The sequence below is a fragment of the Thioclava sp. L04-15 genome (genome assembly GCF_002020275.1).
GTDB lineage: Bacteria > Pseudomonadota > Alphaproteobacteria > Rhodobacterales > Rhodobacteraceae > Thioclava > Thioclava marina.
The window spans coordinates 26,571-45,640 of the sequence record NZ_MPZW01000010.1 but is presented as its reverse complement, the minus strand read 5'-3'; the positions used below and the strand labels follow the sequence as shown (position 1 = coordinate 45,640).

Here is a 19,070-nt window from a genome sequence, read left to right as displayed (position 1 = left end):
TCAGCCCCCTGTCCGCGTCAGGGCGCTGTCGTACCAGAAGAGCAGCTTTTCATCTTCCTGCAGGGCGTCCTCGGGCACCTTGTTGGCGATGGAGACGATGGTCTGGTAGTCCTTGTTCGCCCAAGCGGCCTTGAAGCCAGCACGCAAGACCTCCAGACGGAACTCCTTGAGCTTGCGGCCGGGAGTGTTGCGATACTCCTCGAACTCCTTCAACAGCGCCTTTTCGCGCTTTTTCTCCAAGTCCTGCGCCTTGTTCGGGTCGGGCACGAACCAGCGGTCCTTGGCCTTGGCCTTCAGCCTCGGGTCGGACTTTTCGAGGTTGCGCAGGTCGTGGAAGTTCGACGACAGGTAAGTGTGGATCTGGCTCGGCACGTCGGTCGACCCATCATAGCGCAGGAAGTTGTCCTCCAGCAGCGCCGACAGTTCGGGTCGCGTCTCGTGCTTCTTCCAGCCCGCGCCGAGCTGGGTCGTGAACTCGGGGTGGACCTCCGGATAGGTTGACGGCCGCTTACGCAAAAAGTCGGTCAGCCAATCAATCGCGCTACGCTCATCCGCAACGAACATCTCCATCTGCGGAGGCTGGGCCGACAAGGCGCGCTTGCGATCATATTCGGGGATCTGGTCAGGCAAGAACACCATGCCATCGCGCTCGGGGAAGCGGTTCCGCAACCCATCGAGGAACTCCTCAGTCGACAGCGGCACAGGAACATCGTGGCGCACGAACCAGGCGACCATTCGGTCATAGATCCGGCGCGGATCTCGCTCGAGGATAAATTCCAGAACGCCATTCTTCGACTTCGAGACCGAGAGCTGGCGAAGGTGTGTCTGCACGAAATCCCATGCAGACTCGGGCGCCGCGCCGCGCTCAGCCAGCCGCTGCTCCAGGCCGCCGTTGGGCTTGTAGGCTGAGATCACAAGATCCTGCTTCACCGCGGTCGTGGACGTCACCTGCCGGTAGCTGCCCTGGACCTTATCCAATGCGGTGACCTCGGCCACCACAAAACCGGCTTGTTGCAGCGCAACTTGAATCGCATTCCAGACCGATGCCTTGCTGTTTGAGAAGACCACGGTCATCCATCGGCCGGGTTTCAATACGCGATAGTACTCGGTGAAACAGCGCTGCATTAGTCCTTGGTATTCGGGCAGCGCCTTCTTCTTGAAGCGATCAATGATCGCCTCTGGGACGGAGTCCGTGATTATGCCATGCCAAGACTCAACCAAGAAGTTGAGGTCTGCATAGTATATGTTTTCGCCAAATGGCGGATCCGTGAAGACATAGTCGATGCTCGACGATGGAAGAGGCAAAGTGGCCGCAGTTCCTGTTGTAATCGCGCTGAAGCCTCGGAATGTCCGAAATGTCGTAAACGTCGATGCTAGTCTATTCAACTTTCCTTCGAGAATGTACCAAGGACTCGGCTCCGCATGCTGAGAAGCAACATAGTACACACCAGTCATGTACTGGTTGACCTGAGAAAAGCCAGTTGGACGATAACGATTCAGTAGAGAGGCAGTCCAAATTGACTGCTCTACCATAAACAGCATCAATCGACGGCATTGAGGATCAAGCTGTGCTTTTGCCTTTGCCCAAAGAGCACCCATTGCTTGGGCAGCTCGTGGCAAGAAGAAATGGTGAAGATGCGTAACTCCCACTTGATCCATTCTTGCCCGTTCATGCGTCATATGCATGGGCGGAATTTCAATCGTAGGCATGTCGTCGGGAAGTGACATCTCCGAAATTCTGGCGATTATCGCCAAATCGCTTGCATCCGGTTTCTTCTCGTACTTCGATTTTCCGATGCTGTACGTTATGAAAGACGGCGCTCTTTTGGGGGTGTTGACGGCTTTTCCCGTTTTTGGATCAATTGCAGAAACGTAGAGCTTTTCGAGACGTTTTTTTGTTAGTTCCGCTCCGCAATGCGGGCACGGAAAATCTTCACGAACCCGCTTTGTATCTTCGTCCAGCGCCTCATCAGTGAAGTTTACCTCACCAGCGCATTCGGGGCACGAATACAACTGCGTCCAGACGGTGAACTCAATCCTGCCCTTCGTCTTACCGTCGGAATGCAGTGTTTCATACATCCAACCGATCTCACGCTCGACGTCGCGCAGGAGTTGCTTGCCTGCCTTGGCAAAGGCATCAACGTCGAAGGGAAGGTTGTAGTTGGCCCCGATGAACGTCGCTGCTGGCGACAGATCGTTCAGCACCACGCGCCGCGCCCCCCATTTTGGCGCGGGGGTGCCAGCCTTCTTCCACTCCATTTCCAGCTTGTGTCGATAGGCGGCGGGCGCTGTGCCGCACCACTGCGCCGCCACGCCGGTCATCCCGGAACCAGCGAAGCCGTCCAGCACGATATCTCCTGGCTCAGTGTAGTGCAGGATCGACGGGACGATGGCCAGATGCGGAACCTTGGTATGGTAGGAATGAGCCTTGTAGATCGGGTCCGTCTTCCCCTCGGACACGTCGATCGCCATCGGCTCGCGCGCATACTTCTCGGCCGGATCGTAGGGCCGCCCATAATGCGTCACGAACTCTGTCAGCCAAGGGTTCGGACAAGCGGTGTAGTAAGGCGGATCCGACATCGCGAGGATCGCCTCATCTGTTCCCTTGGGAAACCCCTCCTGAGCCCGGAACGCAGGATCCTTCAGCTTCTCAGCCAGAAGCTTGAGGAAGTGGTCGCGCCGTGCATCCTCGCTCGGGAAGGTCATGCCAAGGCATTCGATTGATCCGCCAGATTTCGGAAGATTATGGATAAGATCAGTCATGCGCCCATCTTCAGTTTGAGTTGGTCAACAAATCGCTTGGCCCAAGGCGAAGCTGCGATGACCTTTTGAGGGTCGAGCTTTGCAAGAAGTTTGAACGAGTGGTCACCTTTTCCATAGGGTGCTTTCGTCTTGCAGTCCGCGGTTGCCTTCTGAAGCACGTCGTAGACAGCGCTCTTAGTTAAGCTCTCGATTGGCCTTGTTTTGGCTGGCAGTTGATTTTCTCGAAATCCCTGGTTGAAGAAATCCTTGAGGACTTCTCTGTCAGCCATGAACCAACTTTCCATCACTTCAACCATCAAATGACAGTCAGTATCCGCGCCGCCTTTCGGATTCTCCCAGCCATCACCAGGACGGCTCTTTAGATGAGCCCAAGGAAGCCAATCTTTATTGTCCGCACCACTCTGATGAGCTTCAATAACAGGCGCTTCACTGTCGACGAGCAGGACGGCGGCCTCACCGTTCTTGATCGCAGTGCAATAGTCCTCATACGCACTGCGTCGGCCCCCGCATGCAGAGATGCTTGGCATCTTCCCAGATAGACCGGCCTTCTCAAGAAACTCTCGGAAACCTCGCCTGCATTCACTTTGCAGTACTTTGCTGTCACCGCCACCCTCAACATATAGCTTTACCATCTGTTGCCCCCGATTTCACCGCGCGTCCAAAGCTGGCCAAGACGATATTTTTCAAGCCAGGGTTTCAGACGCTCAGCGCTCAGTCGCTCCAGAACCGTTCCTGTCGGGCAGCGGCTAGCAATTATTACTGCCTCAGGCTGATCGGTGAGTGCATCAACTAGTACGTCAGAATGCGTCGTAATGATTAATTGGCAGTGTTCTGATGCCGCCTTCAGGAGCTCAGCGATTGTCGGGATCACATCTGGGTGTAAACCCAGCTCCGGCTCCTCTATGCAAACGAGCGGAGGCGGGTTCGGATGCAAGAGAATGGAAAGCAAACAAAGATACCGCAGAGTACCGTCCGAAAGGCGTGTCGCAGGGATTGTATAGGAGCCCTCGTGGAAGAATACTTGAACTGTACCCCCCTCAATTTGAACGTCAAAGTCGTCGATGCCTTCGTACAAGACGCGCAGAGCTTCAAGCAGGCGCTTTTTTACCAAAGGTTCGCGCCTTAGACGGTTCAGCACGAGCCCAAGGTTGCTGGCATCGGGCTCAAGATGTACATTGGGAAGATCTGCTTTTTGCGGCAGCCGCGGCGTGGTATTTCTCCCAAAGCTCCATTCGCGATACAATCGCATGCGCGCAAAAGCGGAACCCAAGTACGTCAGCTCTGGGTACTGGTCAGGGTCCTTGCGCTGGGAAAGAATCGATGCTGTTGGATCGATTTCTTCGCGTTGCAGCTGTCGTTGTGTGCCTTTGACATTGAGGATACCCTGACCATTTTTCATATGGTAATAAAAATATGGCTTTTCATAACCCGTGTCTGGAGCCTCATTTTCTATTCGCTCGTCGCTGATCTCAAAACGTTGCCCAACCTCCGTGAAGCTCAATACATAGCGCAGCCCTGTCGGCCCTTTCGGATTTTCAAAGATGGCGTCAATCACGGCGTGAGGGACCTTTTTCGATCCTTTCCAGAGCCAATCACGAACACCACCACCATCACGAATAGCAGCCAAGAGATTTGATTTTTCAGACGTGCTCGGTGCTGATCGAATGAGGTCGATTGCTTCGATTAAGTTTGATTTTCCTGATCCGTTTGGGCCGATAACGACATTTAGGGACCGAAGTTCAATAGCTGGGCTATTCTCGCCAAAGCTGAGAAAGTTCTTCAGTTGCAAGGTTTTGAGTAGCATTTCTTTCTCCTATTCAACCACAAAGCGCAGCTTGGTGGTGTCCTTGCCTTTGCATCGGTCATTCAGGAAGGCCTCGAACCGCTTGCGCAGATCCTCGGGGGTTGCAGGGGATCCGCCTTGCAGCAGCGCGGCCTTGATGTCGTCGCTGCCGACATTGACTTTCTCCAGCCCGGAGAGCGCATCCTGGATGGCGGAGGCAAAGTCGCCTGTCACCGGATCGGGGAGAGACTTCGTCGAGACGAACGCCTCGACCAAGCTGCGCGCTGCGGGTTTCAGCAGATCGAGGTTCTCCTGGATCGTCGGGTCTTCGAGGTTGTCGAGAAGCGTCTGCCGCCAGCCATCGATCAAGCGATCCAGCTCATCATCGAGTTGCTTCAGAACATTGGCCGCAGGTAGCATGTCGCCCTGCTCGTTGGCGGGCTTGAAGCTGCAATGCGGGCACATCGGGCTGGCGGTCAGTTCCGACTCCAGCAGCGACGCGCAGCTTTTCAACTTCTCGAGCTTGTCCTCGTAGCCGGTGAGCTGGCTGGTAGGCATCAGGGACACGTTCATCAGCGTACGCATCGACGCAAGGCGCGGATCCTTCCGCAAAGACGCCTTGGTCTTGTCCTCAGCCACACCAAGACGAGCCCGGCTGTGCTGCGCGATGTAGGCGACAACGTAGTCCTTCTTGAGCTTGGCCAGGGTCTGACGGTGCTCGCCGGCGTGTTGGGCCATTCGATCGCTGGCCAGCTTCTCGAGGAGTTGCTTGCGCACATCCTGAGCCTGTTTCACCCAAGGATGGTCCGGCATCAGGACCATTTCGGCTTGGGAGAGATAGGCCGCGACGGTGCCGAGGTCAGCGATCAGTTCCAGCATGGCCTCGACTGCTTTCAACACCTCGAGGTTCTTGCTCTGAGCGGCGATATCGTCCGAACCGATACGCAGGTTCTTAAGCTTGCCCACAGTGTTGTAGGGGGCGAGGCTTTCCGAGAAGGCTTTGAGCCCATCGAGCTTGGAACGCCAATCGCGGATCTCATCTTCCCGCAGCAGTGCCTGACCCCAGAAGCTCAGCCGGCCCGACATATCATGCGACGACGAGAGAACGCGCTTGGTGAGCTTTCCGACTTCCTCCTGAAGCTTAATCACTGGCTCGTCGGAACCTTGGGTCGCTTGTTGCGCCAGACCAGGAGCAAGCCCTAGGACCTCGAACAAGGACCGCAAGACCGCGACGTTGATTTCCTTGGGCGCCTCGACATGCTTGAACTGCTTCAGTTCCTCGAGCGGACGCTCGGCGAGTGCTGTGATCTTGCTCGAGTCGATCTTATCACCCGTGACGGCAAGGACGATGTCGCCCGAGTATACTAACCCGCCGAGAATGACCGCGAGCAGGTCCGGCTCGAGGCGGAACTTGATGGGCGCAAAGCACTCAACCTCGGCATCACCGCTGATCAGCTCGCTGCGGTTCAGAACCTGGCCATGGCCCTTGGCCTTCAACCGGTTCAGGACCTCCAAGGCATAACGCGACTGCGTCGGATCGATCCGATCGCCGTCGAGCATCTCGAGCCCATCAAGGATGATGACTGCATCCTTGGTTCGGTTGCCCCCGGCCAACACACGAAGCGCGTTGCCGATCAGCTGCTTTCGGTTGGACTCGGTCACAAGAGCCGAGAACCTTGGATACTCTGGTGCAACCTCCCCGAACTGGTTGTTGAGCGCGAGGCCGGAAATCGCATTCACCACGTCACGGAAGTTGATCCGCTCTTCCGGGCCAAGGCGTGCCTTTTCGCGCAGCGAGACGCCTTTGGTCCACTCCTGCAGCGCCTTGGACTTCCCCTGATAAGTCACCTCGAAGGCCGACATCTGCTTTTCTTGCAGCCATTTGCTCATGTCGCGCAGAGCATCCTTGGCCTTGTCGAGATAGACCGACTTCGCACCACCGCTGGCAGTTGAAGCCAGGTCCTGTGCCGCTGCGTAGAAGGACAAATGGCGCCGGAAGGCGTCATCAGGGTTCTTCAGCCGGAAGAACACCTCATCGGCTTTTTGATCTTCGCGGAAGCGCGGCGGCTCAAACGGCTGGATGAAGTAGATGTAGAAATCCCGCTCCGGCTGCGCCGTTGGCCGGTCGTTGGGGGCACCGAAGAACAGGTAGCCATTGCGCTCAACGCGGCGATCCTGCCACTCGATCTGGTACTGCCAGATCTGGTGCCCCGTCACGTAGGACGTCTCGTCCGTCCGCTCCATAAGCTGCCTGATGGCACTGTAATAGGCACGATCAAGTGCATCATTCGACAGCACGTCGGCACGTTTCTCGACCTGCGCGTCGTAATCCACGTCCTTCTTGAGGTCGAGGAAGTACTGTTCGGTGTCCGCGGCCTTGGAGATGAACTGCCCGTTGACGGTCCGGATTGTCTCTCTCAACACAGTTTGGACAATCGAAAGCAGATCGGCCTCAGGATCGCCGCCCATGTCTTCAATACCAGGCTGGTAGAGGCAAAGCGTATCGCGCAATTCCTCTGCCGTGGGGCCGACTGGGACATAGATGTCCCCACCCGTCGTCAGACGGTGGACAGCGAGACCATCAATTATCCTCAGCGCCATCGGTCTGTATTGGGGCCGCGTAAACGCTTTGCGAACACGCTCCGACAGCACCTCGGACACCTTCAGGACCGGACCGATATTCGGATCGGCCTTCAGCACACCATTGGAAACGACGGTTTCCCAAAACTTGTCGTAGCCGATAAGCCCCGGACGATCCTGAGGCACCTCGTCCTTCAGAACGGCCTGGATCTGGTCCCGCAACGTGACCAAGGCGCCGCGCTTCTCCGTGAAGACGAGCCGCTCGAATGTCCCGATGTAATCCGGGTGCACCGGGAAAAGCCGAACATATTCGTCCATGCGCTCGTTCATGGACCCGTAGAACTTGGCGAAGGGTGTCAGATAAGCTCGGATCTTGTCTTGCTGGTCTGCAGTCTTCTTGAGGAGTCGCTCGGCGACAACGAAGCTGACGTCCTGACGAGCGAGCAGCACCTGTGTAAACCGGTCCTTCACGCGCCGAAGGCTGTCCGAGACATGCTGAAAGCGGCCACTGTCGAAGATCGCTTCCTGAACGCCCGCGACGAAACGGAAGCGGAGATGCTTCGTGACCTCGCCAATCTCACGCAGGAACGACAGGTCGAGCACGAGATCATGGTCACGGCGAGACCTCAGGTATTCGAGGAACTCATCGACCACGAGAAGAACGCCTTGGTCCGGATGCACCTCTGAGAACGCGGCCATCATCTCCTCAAAAGAGGCTTTGTTGTTGACGACCTTGTCAGCTGGCGGAAACGCGTACGTCACCCCGTGCTTCTCGAGGAACAGTTCGAGCTGTTGGGTGATGATGTCCCGGAGAGACATCTGGCTGGATACCTCGATCCGGTGGACCTTGAATTTGCCCGCAATCGCGGTGGCTGCTGCGGCCACCTTCGGATGCCGGATCATAGGCAGATAAGCCGCATCTTCTGCCACGAGCGACAGCACGGACATCAGGTGAGACTTACCAGTCCCGTAGTTGCCGACGACCAGAACCCCTTTGTGATCCACGCTCTCGTCAAACGAAAGCTGTGGGATCATCTGGTTCGCGATGCGTTCGGCCATGTCGTCGGAAATGACGTAAGTCGAGACCAGCTTCTTGGCTTCTTCGGGCCGGTTGGCATCGAGAAGCTGAATGACCGACTCGATCTGCTCGAACTGAATGAGATCGCCATAACGCATGGGCATACCCGTTTCCTCTCAACGTACTTCAAATAGGATCGTGCCGTCGGGGCTGTGATCCTGATGTTCTGGATGGCCTGAGACGGCGTAGGACAGGCGGTTCTCACGGAGCTCGCCGGGCCAAGGCGCAACCACTGGCCGGACGCGCGCCTGGGCCTTCAAGACATCTAGCGGGCTCATCCGGAGTGTTCTGTCAAACAGAAGCTCAATGTTGTCGACCAAGAGCAGACCATGACCGGCTGCCGTATCCGCCAAGCCTTTGAAAAGCTCTGATACCTGCAGGTGTCGGCGCGTCCGTGGAAGACCCAGCAAGTCCCGCCCAAGAGCTAGGCCGACGTTCAGAACAGGCACCTTCATGCGACCTGATAGCTGGCCAAGGAGGGTGGTCTTCCCACTGCGCGGTGGACCGATCAGCAGTATCAGCTTGCTGTTCAAAAGCGCTGTATCAGCGATTTTTCGTTCGAGCTCCTCGATCACACGCTCCTCCCGCTGGCACTGGGCGGACGCGCACTGGAAGAAATCTGGGCGGCATTCAGAAGCACGATCTGCTGATCCTGGGGCGCTCGTGCCCCGGGATCGGTATCCAGTCCAAGCCGTCGCAATGCGTAATAGAGAAGGGCCCGCCTGACCTTGATCGCCGCCTTTTCCCCATCCATGCCGTAGTCGAGCGCGATGACCTTTGCCTGCGTCGGGGAAAGATCAGGATGTGGGCCTATCTCGAGGACCACGTCATTATTCCACTCTGCGTCTTCCGCAGGCACCACCGCGGTCTCAGTGGAACCGCGAATTTCGATCATCCGAGAGAGAAGGAAATCCTTGAAGACTTCGTCGGAGAGACAATAGGCGCGTGCGTGCCAACGGAAGCCATCAAACGCGATGGCATGGGGCGCGATCCAGCGCCAACGTGGCTCGGGGTTCGACAAGGACTGATACTTGACCTCGATCGCCTCCGAACGACGGATAGCCCCGACCACTGACCGGAGCGTGACAGGGTCGACGCCCCGCACGGGCGTGGGCGAGGCTGCGTAGGGCGGCAAGTCGGCTATCCAGGAGTCCTCTCTGTCGAGGATACCGTCAGCGACAGACCGCAGCTGGGCCAGATACCTGCTTGCGTCAGGCTCTAGAAACTGGGGCTTGAACCCTGGCCCGCGAACGTAGGTACGGGCGCTTTTGTCGTAGACCATGTTGTCTGGTGCGAAGCCGATATATCGGTTCAGATCCATAGAGGCCTGGTTCACCGAAACCCCGAATTGATCCATCAGATCAATGCGGTTCACGTGCCCCTCCCAGAACAGGCGGAACTCTATGAACTCGAGACGTTGCTCGACTCCCCAGCGTAGATCCGACTTGTCGTTGGACACGACCTCCCTCCAAGCATACCCGTGCGCATTAAAACTATGCGCGCCCAATAACTGGGCTTCTGCTGACCCTAGGGCTTAGGCTTCGGTTTTTCAATGCAAATCGGGCAAACACATGACGATAAAGAACCGTCAGTGCTTCGTGGCGCGCTCGTCTGGTTTCAGCGTCAGTCGACGTACCCGCGCCGCTTCTTCACCGCTGCAAGCTTCATCAAAGCGGTGATGGCCTTGCCTTCATCAGGGTGGGTCTCGACCATCATCTGGCCACGGAAGCCAATCCGACCCCACTCGCGCACGAGGCTCGCGCGACCGAAGAGGTCGCGTTGCACGCTCAGCCGATAGAAACGACGCATGTTGCGCGCCGGATCGATCCGGCGCATCTGCACGTCGGTCGGGAAGACATCAAGCTGGATCGGACTATGGTACATGTAGTGATCCGGTGAAGATCCCTAGACAATATCAGGTGGAAATCTGCGCTTCCATCTCGATTTCCCCGCGAGGGGAACAGGGGGCTCACGCCCCCTTCTCGAACTTCATGACCGGGATACCGAGCTTCTTGGCCTTGTCAGCGAGGTTTTCCTGGATGCCATTGCCCGGGAAGACGAGGACGCCCACCGGCAGGACGTCCAGCATGGCGTCGTTGCGCTTGAAGGGTGCAGCCTTGGCGTGCTTGGTCCAGTCGGGCTTGAAGGCCACCTGTGTCACGCCGCGGGACTCGGCCCATTTGGCGGCGATGAGTTCTGCGCCCTTGGGGCTACCACCGTGCAGGAGGACCATGTCGGGGTACTTGGTCCGGACCTGGTCGAGCTTGCCCCAGATCAGGCGGTGGTCGTTGAAGTCGGTCCCGCCGGTAAGGGCGACCTTGGGGCCTGCGGGCAGCATCACCTCGGCCTCCGCGCGGCGCTTCGCGGCCAGGAAGTCGCGGCTGTCGATCAGCGCGGCGGTCATGTGCTGGCGGTTCGCCATCGAGCCGGTGCGGGGGCGCCAGGTGGAGCCCGTGTGATGGACGAACTCGGTCGCGGCGTGATCGCGCATCAAGTCCATGCAATTGCGCCGTTCGATGAGCGTCAGGCCTTCGGCCGTCAGGCGCTCAAGCTCGGTGGATTTCACCTCGGAGCCGTCCTGCTCGCGCTGGAGGCGGCGCTGCGCCTGTTCGTTCTCGTCGAGCGACCGCTCGATCCGGGCCGTGGCGCGGTGGAAGAGGTTGACCTGGCCCCAGAGCACCTCTTCGAGGTCGGGTTCCATGCGGGTGTCTTCCAGGGTCGCGACGAGGGCATCGAAGATGTCGGCGACGGCGACCGCGAGGCGCTGCCCATCGGGCATCGGGCGCGGATCGGGCTCGTCAAAGGGGCGGTAGCCGTAGAGCTGGAGCTCGTCGAGCGCATGGGCGGTCTGGGATGCGGTGTGGGCGGGTTCATACGCGTCGTCGTGGGTGTGGATCGTCATCGGTTTCTTGCCTCCGGGCCTGTCTCGTCCGCGCGTCATCCCGCGCGGCCTTCATGGGCTGCGATAGCCGTGGGAGGGGACGCCCCTTCACCCCCTTTCGGGGCCGGAACGCATGTGGAGGAGGACGGGGGGCGGCTGATTTGCCTTTCGCGATGCAAAGCGAGGGCTCGTCCCTCGCGGCGGAAATCAGTTGCCCCCCGTCCTTGAAGGGGCGGCACCTTTGACGGCCGCCTGCCCATCTCTTGAAGGCCGTGTGGGTGACGGGTGGATGAGGTTGCCCGGGAATAGGCAAAGCGACAGTCCAGAGCCACGACAGGGATGTGACCCCTGCCCCGCTGTCTCTTGCCCGCCCCTGCGCGACGCTGCTCAGCCCAACAGGCGCTGCTGATCCTCAGGTCCGATCTGCACTGCCAGATGCTGGCGCAGCGCGTCCTTGCCGGTCGCCCGGAGATCATCGTTGAAATCCCCGAGCCGCGGTTCCAGCACCCGAACGGCAATCCCGACCTCGGTTGCTCTGGCGCTCAACCTCTCTGCCGCGCCTCGCCCCGCCGGATCGCGGTCGATGGCGATGTAGAGGCGCTGCAGCCCCTCCGGCAGCAGGACCGCCCCGAGGTGACCGGACGAGAGCGCCGCCCAGACGGGAAGGCCGGGCATGGCCTCGACAAGGGACAGCATGGTCTCGATGCCCTCGCCGACCACGAGGATGTCATCATGCGGGGTCAGCCTGACGGCATTGCCGAGGAGGTGACCCATGGCACGCCTCTGCGTCTCGACCCGCGCTTTTCCCTGTCCGTCAGGCGCGAGCCAGGTGCGATGCACACCCTGCAAGGCCCCTGCCCCATCGGTGACCGCGGCGATCAGCGCCGGTCTGGGGAGGCTCCGGGTCTGGCCCTCATCCCGATGCCAGCATTTCGGGTGGAAGCGCAGGGCACTCATCACTCCGCCCTGGGTCAGGCCCCGGGAGCGGAGGTAGGTGTCGGCAAGCGTGCCTGCGACCGGCACCGAGGCTGCGAAGAGCCGCGCCGCCGCTGCTGGTGTGCTACCGGGTGCCTTCGCCTTCTTTGGCACCGGCGCATCCGGGAGGACCGGCTGCGGACGGCCCAGATGCGCCCGGGCCTCAGTGAGAAGATCGGGAAAGCGAGAGATCCCGGTCCTCTCGCGGATGATGTCGAGAAGATCGCCATGCTCGCCCGTGGCTCCGTCGGTAAACTTGCCGGCCGCACCGGGCCCTGTCGCAGGCCCGGTCAGCCGCACGAAGAGCGACCGGCCGGGATTGTTCTGCAAATCGCCCACGATCCAGTAGGATCCTTCCCGCCGTCCGGCGGGAAGGTAAGCGCGACACACGCTCTCTGCGTTCTCCGCAAGAGCGCGGATCACATCTTCAGTCTCGGAATACATGGCTCAACAACCTCCGCGTGCATGTAGTCCCGTCACAGGACAACGTGCAAGCAGACGATCCAGCACGGCGATGCCGGCAGGATCGATCGGACAGAAGAGGCGCAGCTTCCAGCTGATGATCTCCGAGAAGAAGCCATCGGCCTTGAGGCGGTCCTTGGCCGCTTCCGTGAAGCCGGAAAGCTCGATCCGGTTCACCCCCATGACGCGGGACCGGTGCAACTCCATCCCTTCGGCCAGCCGCACCACGGTCTTTCCCTCCAGCACGAGAGCATGGACCTGCGCCGCCGTGAGTTGCGGCGCATCGGCGGCCAACGTGGTCGCGACCCAGGCGGGTGAGACGCGGCGGCCGATGATCCGCCGCCCGTCATCGGTCTGCAGCCGGTAGACGCGGGTTTCGTCCTGGGGGAGCTGTTTCCAGATCGGCAGAAGCAGCCCCGCCACGATGTGCAGCGTGGATTCCGAGAACTCCGGCACATCGGCCAGCTCCGCCGTCCAGGCGGCGGTGAAGGCCGCGCAGTCAGCCTCGAGCCAATGGGTGTCCTCCATCATCCGAGCTGGGACCGTGCTGGCCTCTGTCGGGCGGATCAGACGGAGGCGGGGCTCGATGGTGCCATCATCCAGCATCAAGCTGGTAGCAGACACCTGCACCGCCGCCCGGCCGGAGCGGCTGTTGACGAGAAGGCGCGCTTTTGGGTCATCGAGCCAGTCAAGCGCATCCACCAGCGAGGTCGGCGTGTTGCGCCGTTTTTCCGCAATGGTGAGCAGCTGGGTTTCCGCGCCGGAGCCGGGATGGGTGTAGATCACCCGCGCATCAGTGACGCGGAAGCTCTCGGCGCGCAGCGTCTCGAGCCCGAGGTCATAGACCCCGGCGGCGATGGCGCCCTCAATGCGCTGGTCGAGCAATTCCTCGAAGGCCGCGAAGAGCACGGCCTGCATGTCGATCGTCAGCGCGAGCAGGCGATTGAGGAAGGTCGTGATCGGCGGCAGGTCGTCCTTCAGACCGTTGTCATCGGTCAGGCTGAGACCGGTGGCATCCTCGAAGGCTCCGAGCGAGCATCCCGCGACATCGCCGCGATAGATCCGGCGATAAAGCTGACGCAGGGCGTCACGAGCATAGGGGCTCTCGAGGTTGTCCTCGGGCCGGAACAGCCCCTGCCCGCCGGTCTGACGCTGACCGCGGGTGATGGCCCCGAGCGTGTCAAGGCGGCGGGCGATGGTGGAGAGGAACCGCTTCTCCGCTTTCACATCCGTGGCGACGGGCCGAAACAGCGGTGGCTGTGCCTGGTTTGTGCGGTTCGTCCGGCCAAGACCCTGGATCGCGGCATCGGCCTTCCAGCCGGGTTCCAGCAGGTAATGGACCCGCAGGCGCTGGTTCTTGCCCCCAAGATCGGCGTGATAGCTGCGCCCCGTGCCGCCGGCGTCCGAGAAGATCAGGATGTGCTTCTGGTCATCCATGAAGGCGGCGGTCTCGGACAGGTTGGCCGAGCCAGCCCGAGATTCCACCACAAGCCGCGCGGCAGCGCCCTCGCCCTTGCGCACGATGCGGCGCGAGCGGCCCGTGACCTCGGCCACGAGATCGGTGCCGAATCGCTGGACGATCTGGTCGAGCGCACCTGGCACGGGCGGCAGCGAGGCCAGCTTCTCGATCAGCGCATCACGCCTGCGGGCCGCCTCGCGGCATTCTACCGGCTGGCCGTCGCGCACCACGGGGCGCGAGGACAGGTTGCCCTCGCTGTCGGTGAAGGGCTCGTAGAGCTGCACCGGGAAGGAATGGGCGAGGTAGTCCAGGACATATTCCCTGGGAGTGATGTCACAGCGGATGTCGTTCCACTCGTCGGTCGGGATCTCCGACAGGCGGCGCTCCATCAGAGCCTCGCCGGTCGAGACGATCTGGATGACGGACGCATGGCCTGCCGCAAGATCGGCCTCGATGGCGGCGATCAGGGTAGGGGTTTTCATCGAGGTGAGCAGATGGCCGAAGAAGCGCTGCTTGGCAGACTCGAAGGCCGAGCGCGCGGCGGACTTGGCTTGGCGGTTCAGCGTGCCGCTGTCGCCCGTGATATTGGCGGCCTCCATCGCGGCGGCGAGGTTGTTGTGGATGATGGCGAAGGCCCCAGCATAGGCATCGTAGATGCCGCGCTGCTCAAGCGTCAGCGCATGTTCCAGCATCTCGTATTCGACGCCATCGTAGGAGAGCGACCGGGCGGTATAGAGGCCCAAGGACCGCAGGTCGCGGGCCAGAACCTCCATCGCGGCGACGCCGCCCGCCTCGATGGCTTGCACGAATTCTGCCCGCGTCGCGAAGGGGAAGTCTTCGCCGCCCCAGAGTCCGAGGCGTTGCGCATAGGCGAGGTTGTGCACCGTCGTGGCCCCTGTCGCCGAGACATAGACCACGCGGGCGTTGGGCAGCTTGTGTTGCAGGCGCAGGCCCGCCCTGCCCTGCTGCGAGGCTTCCATATCGCCACGTTCGCCCTTCGATCCGGCGGCATTGGCCATGGCATGGCTTTCGTCAAACAGGATCACCCCGTCGAAGTCGGTACCTAGCCAGTCAATGATTTGGTCGACGCGGGATTTCTTGGCACCGCGCTCTTCAGAGCGCAGCGTGGCATAAGTGGTGAAGAGGATGCCTTCGTTTAGGGGGATGTCGCGGCCTTGGGCGAAGCGCGAGAGCGGCGTGACGAGCAGGCGCTCCTGGCCGAGCGCTGACCAGTCGCGCTGCGCGTCCTCGAGAAGCTTGTCGCTCTTCGATATCCAGAGCGCCTTGCGACGGCCTTGCGCCCAGTTCTCGAGCACAATCCCGGCCGACTGGCGGCCCTTACCCGCACCAGTGCCGTCGCCGAGGAAGAAGCCGCGGCGGAAACGGACGGCATCAGCGGCATCGGCGGGCGCGGCCGAGACCATGTCGCCGGTTTCATCGACGGTCCACGATCCGGCGAGATGCGCGCCATGGGCTTCGCCCGCGTAGATCACTGTCTCGAGCTGAGCGTCGGATAGTAGGCCGTCGCGCAGGACGGCCACGGGGAGTTTCGGGCGGTAGGAGGGTTTTGGGGGGGCAACTGAGGCCATGGCCGCCGACTGCACCAGCTTGGTCGGATGCGGGGCCGCGCCGGGGATGTCGATCGCCTGCAGGCGGAAGGTCTCGTAGATCGCATCGGACAGACGCGCAGCGCCGAGGTCGTCCGCCGTCTCGCGCAGGGTGTAGGCGAGGTCCTCGGCATCTGGCGCAGAGACATTCGCTGCGAAGTTGATCGACGGCGTTGTACGCGGTTTGCCAGCCATTATGCCAAACGCTCGGGCAGGAATTCCCGGAAAGGGGGACGTCGAGCGGGATCGAGCTACATCGCCCGCACCCAGTTCGAGGCGCGGAGGGACCTCGGCCACGATCCGTGCGAGGAGCTGCGCCACATCGGCAGCCATGGGCTGGCTGAGATCAGCGATGATGCCACCCCGCTCGCCGCCGCGGCATTTGTCGAAGACCGAAATCCGCGTCTCGAAGCTGGTGCCATGCTTGGCGAAGGCCGCGCCCGACACAGCACCGGTGAAGACCAGATGTGCCGTCTCGGTCAGGCGGCCGAAGGTCTCGGACCAGGCGGGGGCATCCGGCGCGAAACCGGCACCGGTGATGGCCACGAGCCGACCACCGGGCACAAGGCGCGCAAGCGCCGAGCGCAGATGCCGCGCCGTCGCATCGGTGCTGCGGACATCGAGATTGGCCACAGCCGAAAACGGAGGGTTCATCAGGATGACGCTCGGCCGCAGACCCGCGTCGAGATGATCGTCGATCTGCGCGGCATCGAAGGTGGTGACGGCACGCACCGGAAAGAGGAGGCGCAGAAGGTCGGCGCGGGTGTCTGCCAACTCGTTCAGCGCGAGGCTGCCGCCGGCGATCTCGGCGAGGATCGCGAGAAGCCCGGTCCCGGCGGAAGGCTCGAGGACGAGGTCACGGGGCGTGATCTGCGCTGCCGCCATTGCAGCCAGTCCCATGGGCAGCGGCGTCGAGAATTGCTGGAAGCGCTCCATTTCCTCCGAGCGCCGGGTATGCGTCGGCAAGAGACCTGCCACCTTGGTGAGGATGGGCAAGAGTGTTGCGGGCGAGCCCGCCCGGGCCAGCAACGCGCGGCCGAACTTCCGCAGGAAGAGGACGAGCGCCACCTCGCCCGCCTCATAGGCGAGCTTCCAGTCCCAAGCGCCATCGGCATCGGAGCCGCCAAAGGCGCGCTCCATCTCGAGCCGCAGGCGCAGCGCGTCGATCTGGAACCCTTGCGCCAGATCGGGCTGCAGCGCTTCGGCGACGGCGAGGATCGCGGGCGCGGGTTCAGTGGACGGAACAGAAACGGGAGGCGCAACGGGCGCGAGATAGGTCATCGGGAAACTCCGGAATAAGGGACAGGTTCAGGCCCGGACACCCTCTCTCGGGCACCCTCAGGCCTGATCTTCCCCGACCCCCCTCTTCCTCTCGAGCCGACGCGCCCGGACGGTTGGCTTGATTTTGTTCCTGTTATGTTCTATCTTGGGGCCAAGCCAGCAAGGGAGTTTCCCGATGGACAGCACCACATACGACTTGCCCGCAACGCCCAAGAAAATTGCCTACGCGCGTTCCCTCGCCCTGCGTAACCAGACCCTCCTGCCCTGGGAAGTTCAGCAGGACCGCCGGTCCCTGAGCGCCTGGATTGAGGCGCAGGCCCAGCTGAAGCCTGTATCCGACATGGACCGGTTGCCGACCTCGAAGCAGGTGGCCTTCGCGGAGAATCTCGCCCGCATCAAGCGCCGCGCCGTTCCGGACGAATGCTTCCGCGACAAGGGGTTGATGTCGAAGTGGATCGACGGGAACAAGTGAGCACGGCACCGGCTGGCTCCGGCCTTCCGGAGCTTCTGCCATACCGTGGCTTGGCAAACCGAGCGTAGTTGCCAACCCATAGGTTGGCAGATTAGCCCTTCGGGACATCAGCCTCGGTCAAACTCCTGTCCGAAGGGCCAAGGTCTGCTCCCGGCGGCACGCCGGGAGATACACCGCTGCGATCTTCGGCAACCACCGCAAGTCGTGGCCGTCGCTTAACCCAGCGTCTTCAGACTTTCCTCCACTTGGGCTAGTCCCTCAGTTCTTTGGAAATGTTGGCATTGGAGCGTCCATAACGCTGGAACATCGCATTCATCAAAGCAATCTATAGAGGTCTCTTGGGGCAGAGACGTCGTCGTCTTCAGCGCGTCCATGGGAAGCCCATAAGACCGGCAGACTCAGTCCATCGTTGGAAGCCATGTGTTTCCCCGGAATGACCTCTCTTTCGTCCGGCGATGTGCTGCTTGTAGTGCGTCCGTAGGTGACGGCGGACAGTCCAAAGCCTCGAATAACGCCGGATGGTCACATGGCTGCAAGATCGTCACGTCAGCGCTGTTGCCATTTGCCGATTCCATTTCTTCGGCCCCTCCAAAACGCATGCGCCGATACTCGTCAGCCGACTGCCGTAATCGAGTAGTGCGGTGTCCCATCCCACACAAGATCCCAAGACGCGCCCGGCCGGACGTTCTGGATCGCGTGAGGCTCGAAGCAGACGAGGCAATTCCCGCCAAGAGCAGGCGCCCGGACCGACGGGTAAATGAGGCCACGCGATCCACCCCGACGGAGATGCTGGGCGAGGCTTTGGCCCTCGGGATATCCGATAGCCGGATCGGGATGCAGAGCCGGATGGCCCAGCTCGTCGGTCATGTCGTCGAAGACGCCGATGAAATCCGCCAGCAATTCCACATAGCGAGCGCTGTCATGGAAGCTGCCGGTAAAGCCTAGTTCGCGCGTGCGGTGCCAGGCCACTTCGCTGACGGACACCATCACCTCCCATGCGCAATACCACGCGCCGCGCTCCTCTGTGTTGAAGCGATTTCCGCCGGCGCGGGTATAGGTGAAGGCGGCGTTGACATGACTGTCGCCGTAGATGCGCAGATCGCGGCTGCGGCGCTGCCAGGCAAGCTCGCGCGGGTCCAGATGCGGGTTGCGGCCACGTTCCGCCAGAAGACGGCCGCTGGTCAGACCCTCGATTTCGGCCAGGATCTCCATCTCGTCATCGGTATCTACGAGACCCCGCAAGGACGGTGGCTTGTGGTAGGTGGCGGGCAGAAGACGAACGAAACCGCGATCAGAAACCTCGGTCTGCTTCATGCCCCACCACGCAACGCATCAAGATAGGTCCGCACCGCGAGGATCTGCGGCAAGCCCCCGTCGATGGCGGTGTCAACCGGACGGCTGCCCCCGAACAGCGGGCCGGTGTTCGGACGGGTGAACCAGCTTCGCGCGAGCGGCTCGGAGAAGTAGAGTTCGAGCGACTTGTAAATGCCGATCACCGCACTGAGCCGCAGAAGCTGATCCTTGGTCAGTTCCCCCGCGAAATCCGGCTTCTTGGCGCGCTTCCAGGTGCTCTCTGACATATCCGCAAGGCCAGCCGCTTCCTTGAGGCTGAGACCCCAAGCATCGGCCACGCGCGCATAGGCCTTCAACGCGACGGCGTTGATCTGTGCGGGTTCCCGGATTTTCTCAGCAACGTACATGGCGTCCTCCATTGGCCTGAATATAGATC

13 protein-coding genes are annotated in these 19,070 nt (G+C 61.0%); 1 reads left to right on the top strand and 12 read right to left on the bottom strand.

Translation table 11 applies throughout. The annotated features are described in order from the left end of the window. The 10 genes from BMI90_RS16625 to BMI90_RS16580 all read right to left on the bottom strand — a co-directional run bounded on the left by BMI90_RS16625 (position 1) and on the right by BMI90_RS16580 (position 16,869). Positions 1 to 2,763, bottom strand: a complete 2,763-nt coding sequence (locus BMI90_RS16625) for a DNA methyltransferase (protein ID WP_078530623.1) — start codon at positions 2,761 to 2,763, stop codon at positions 1 to 3. Further along, a complete protein-coding gene (locus tag BMI90_RS16620) occupies positions 2,760 to 3,395 on the bottom strand; it encodes a DUF4276 family protein (protein WP_078530622.1) in 636 nt (211 codons plus the stop codon). The genes BMI90_RS16625 and BMI90_RS16620 overlap by 4 nt, the downstream gene beginning before the upstream one ends. After that, a complete protein-coding gene (locus BMI90_RS16615; RefSeq protein WP_078530621.1) occupies positions 3,389 to 4,567 on the bottom strand; it encodes an AAA family ATPase in 1,179 nt (392 codons plus the stop codon). Before BMI90_RS16615 ends, BMI90_RS16620 begins: the two co-directional genes overlap by 7 nt. 9 nt (positions 4,568 to 4,576) lie before the next feature. After that, entirely contained in the window at positions 4,577 to 8,308 is a 3,732-nt protein-coding gene (locus BMI90_RS16610) for a DUF6079 family protein (RefSeq protein WP_210401976.1), read from the bottom strand. A gap of 12 nt (positions 8,309 to 8,320) precedes the next feature. Further along, positions 8,321 to 8,779: a BREX-3 system P-loop-containing protein BrxF gene (gene brxF / locus BMI90_RS16605; protein ID WP_078530620.1), complete on the bottom strand. Its 459-nt coding sequence runs from the start codon at positions 8,777 to 8,779 to the stop codon at positions 8,321 to 8,323. Continuing rightward, positions 8,776 to 9,663: a WYL domain-containing protein gene (locus BMI90_RS16600; RefSeq protein ID WP_078530619.1), complete on the bottom strand. Its 888-nt coding sequence runs from the start codon at positions 9,661 to 9,663 to the stop codon at positions 8,776 to 8,778. The genes brxF and BMI90_RS16600 overlap by 4 nt, the downstream gene beginning before the upstream one ends. Before the next feature lie 164 nt (positions 9,664 to 9,827). Next, a complete protein-coding gene (locus BMI90_RS16595) occupies positions 9,828 to 10,088 on the bottom strand; it encodes a WGR domain-containing protein (protein WP_078530618.1) in 261 nt (86 codons plus the stop codon). 85 nt (positions 10,089 to 10,173) lie between these two features. Next, positions 10,174 to 11,106, bottom strand: a complete 933-nt coding sequence (locus BMI90_RS16590; RefSeq protein WP_078530617.1) for a DUF2493 domain-containing protein — start codon at positions 11,104 to 11,106, stop codon at positions 10,174 to 10,176. Positions 11,107 to 11,472: 366 nt separating this feature from the next. Continuing rightward, positions 11,473 to 12,504 carry a toprim domain-containing protein gene (locus tag BMI90_RS16585; protein ID WP_078530616.1) on the bottom strand — a complete coding sequence of 344 codons (1,032 nt, stop codon included), beginning with the start codon at positions 12,502 to 12,504 and terminating at the stop codon, positions 11,473 to 11,475. A 3-nt stretch (positions 12,505 to 12,507) separates the two neighbouring features. Next, positions 12,508 to 16,869, bottom strand: coding sequence for a strawberry notch family protein (locus tag BMI90_RS16580; protein ID WP_078530615.1), 4,362 nt, complete (start codon positions 16,867 to 16,869; stop codon positions 12,508 to 12,510). 175 nt (positions 16,870 to 17,044) lie between these two features. Here BMI90_RS16580 and BMI90_RS16575 point away from each other — a divergent pair, with 175 nt between their 5' ends. Next, the gene (locus BMI90_RS16575) at positions 17,045 to 17,341 is read left to right on the top strand and encodes a hypothetical protein (RefSeq protein ID WP_078530614.1); all 297 of its coding nucleotides are present in this window, start codon (positions 17,045 to 17,047) and stop codon (positions 17,339 to 17,341) included. Between the two features lie 612 nt (positions 17,342 to 17,953). On the opposite strand, the gene BMI90_RS16570 is transcribed toward BMI90_RS16575, so the two are convergent. Both BMI90_RS16570 and BMI90_RS16565 read right to left on the bottom strand, forming a co-directional pair. After that, positions 17,954 to 18,655, bottom strand: coding sequence for an RES family NAD+ phosphorylase (locus BMI90_RS16570; protein ID WP_078530613.1), 702 nt, complete (start codon positions 18,653 to 18,655; stop codon positions 17,954 to 17,956). Continuing rightward, positions 18,652 to 19,053 carry an MbcA/ParS/Xre antitoxin family protein gene (locus tag BMI90_RS16565; protein WP_035714338.1) on the bottom strand — a complete coding sequence of 134 codons (402 nt, stop codon included), beginning with the start codon at positions 19,051 to 19,053 and terminating at the stop codon, positions 18,652 to 18,654. Before BMI90_RS16565 ends, BMI90_RS16570 begins: the two co-directional genes overlap by 4 nt. Between the last annotated feature and the right edge of the window lie 17 nt (positions 19,054 to 19,070).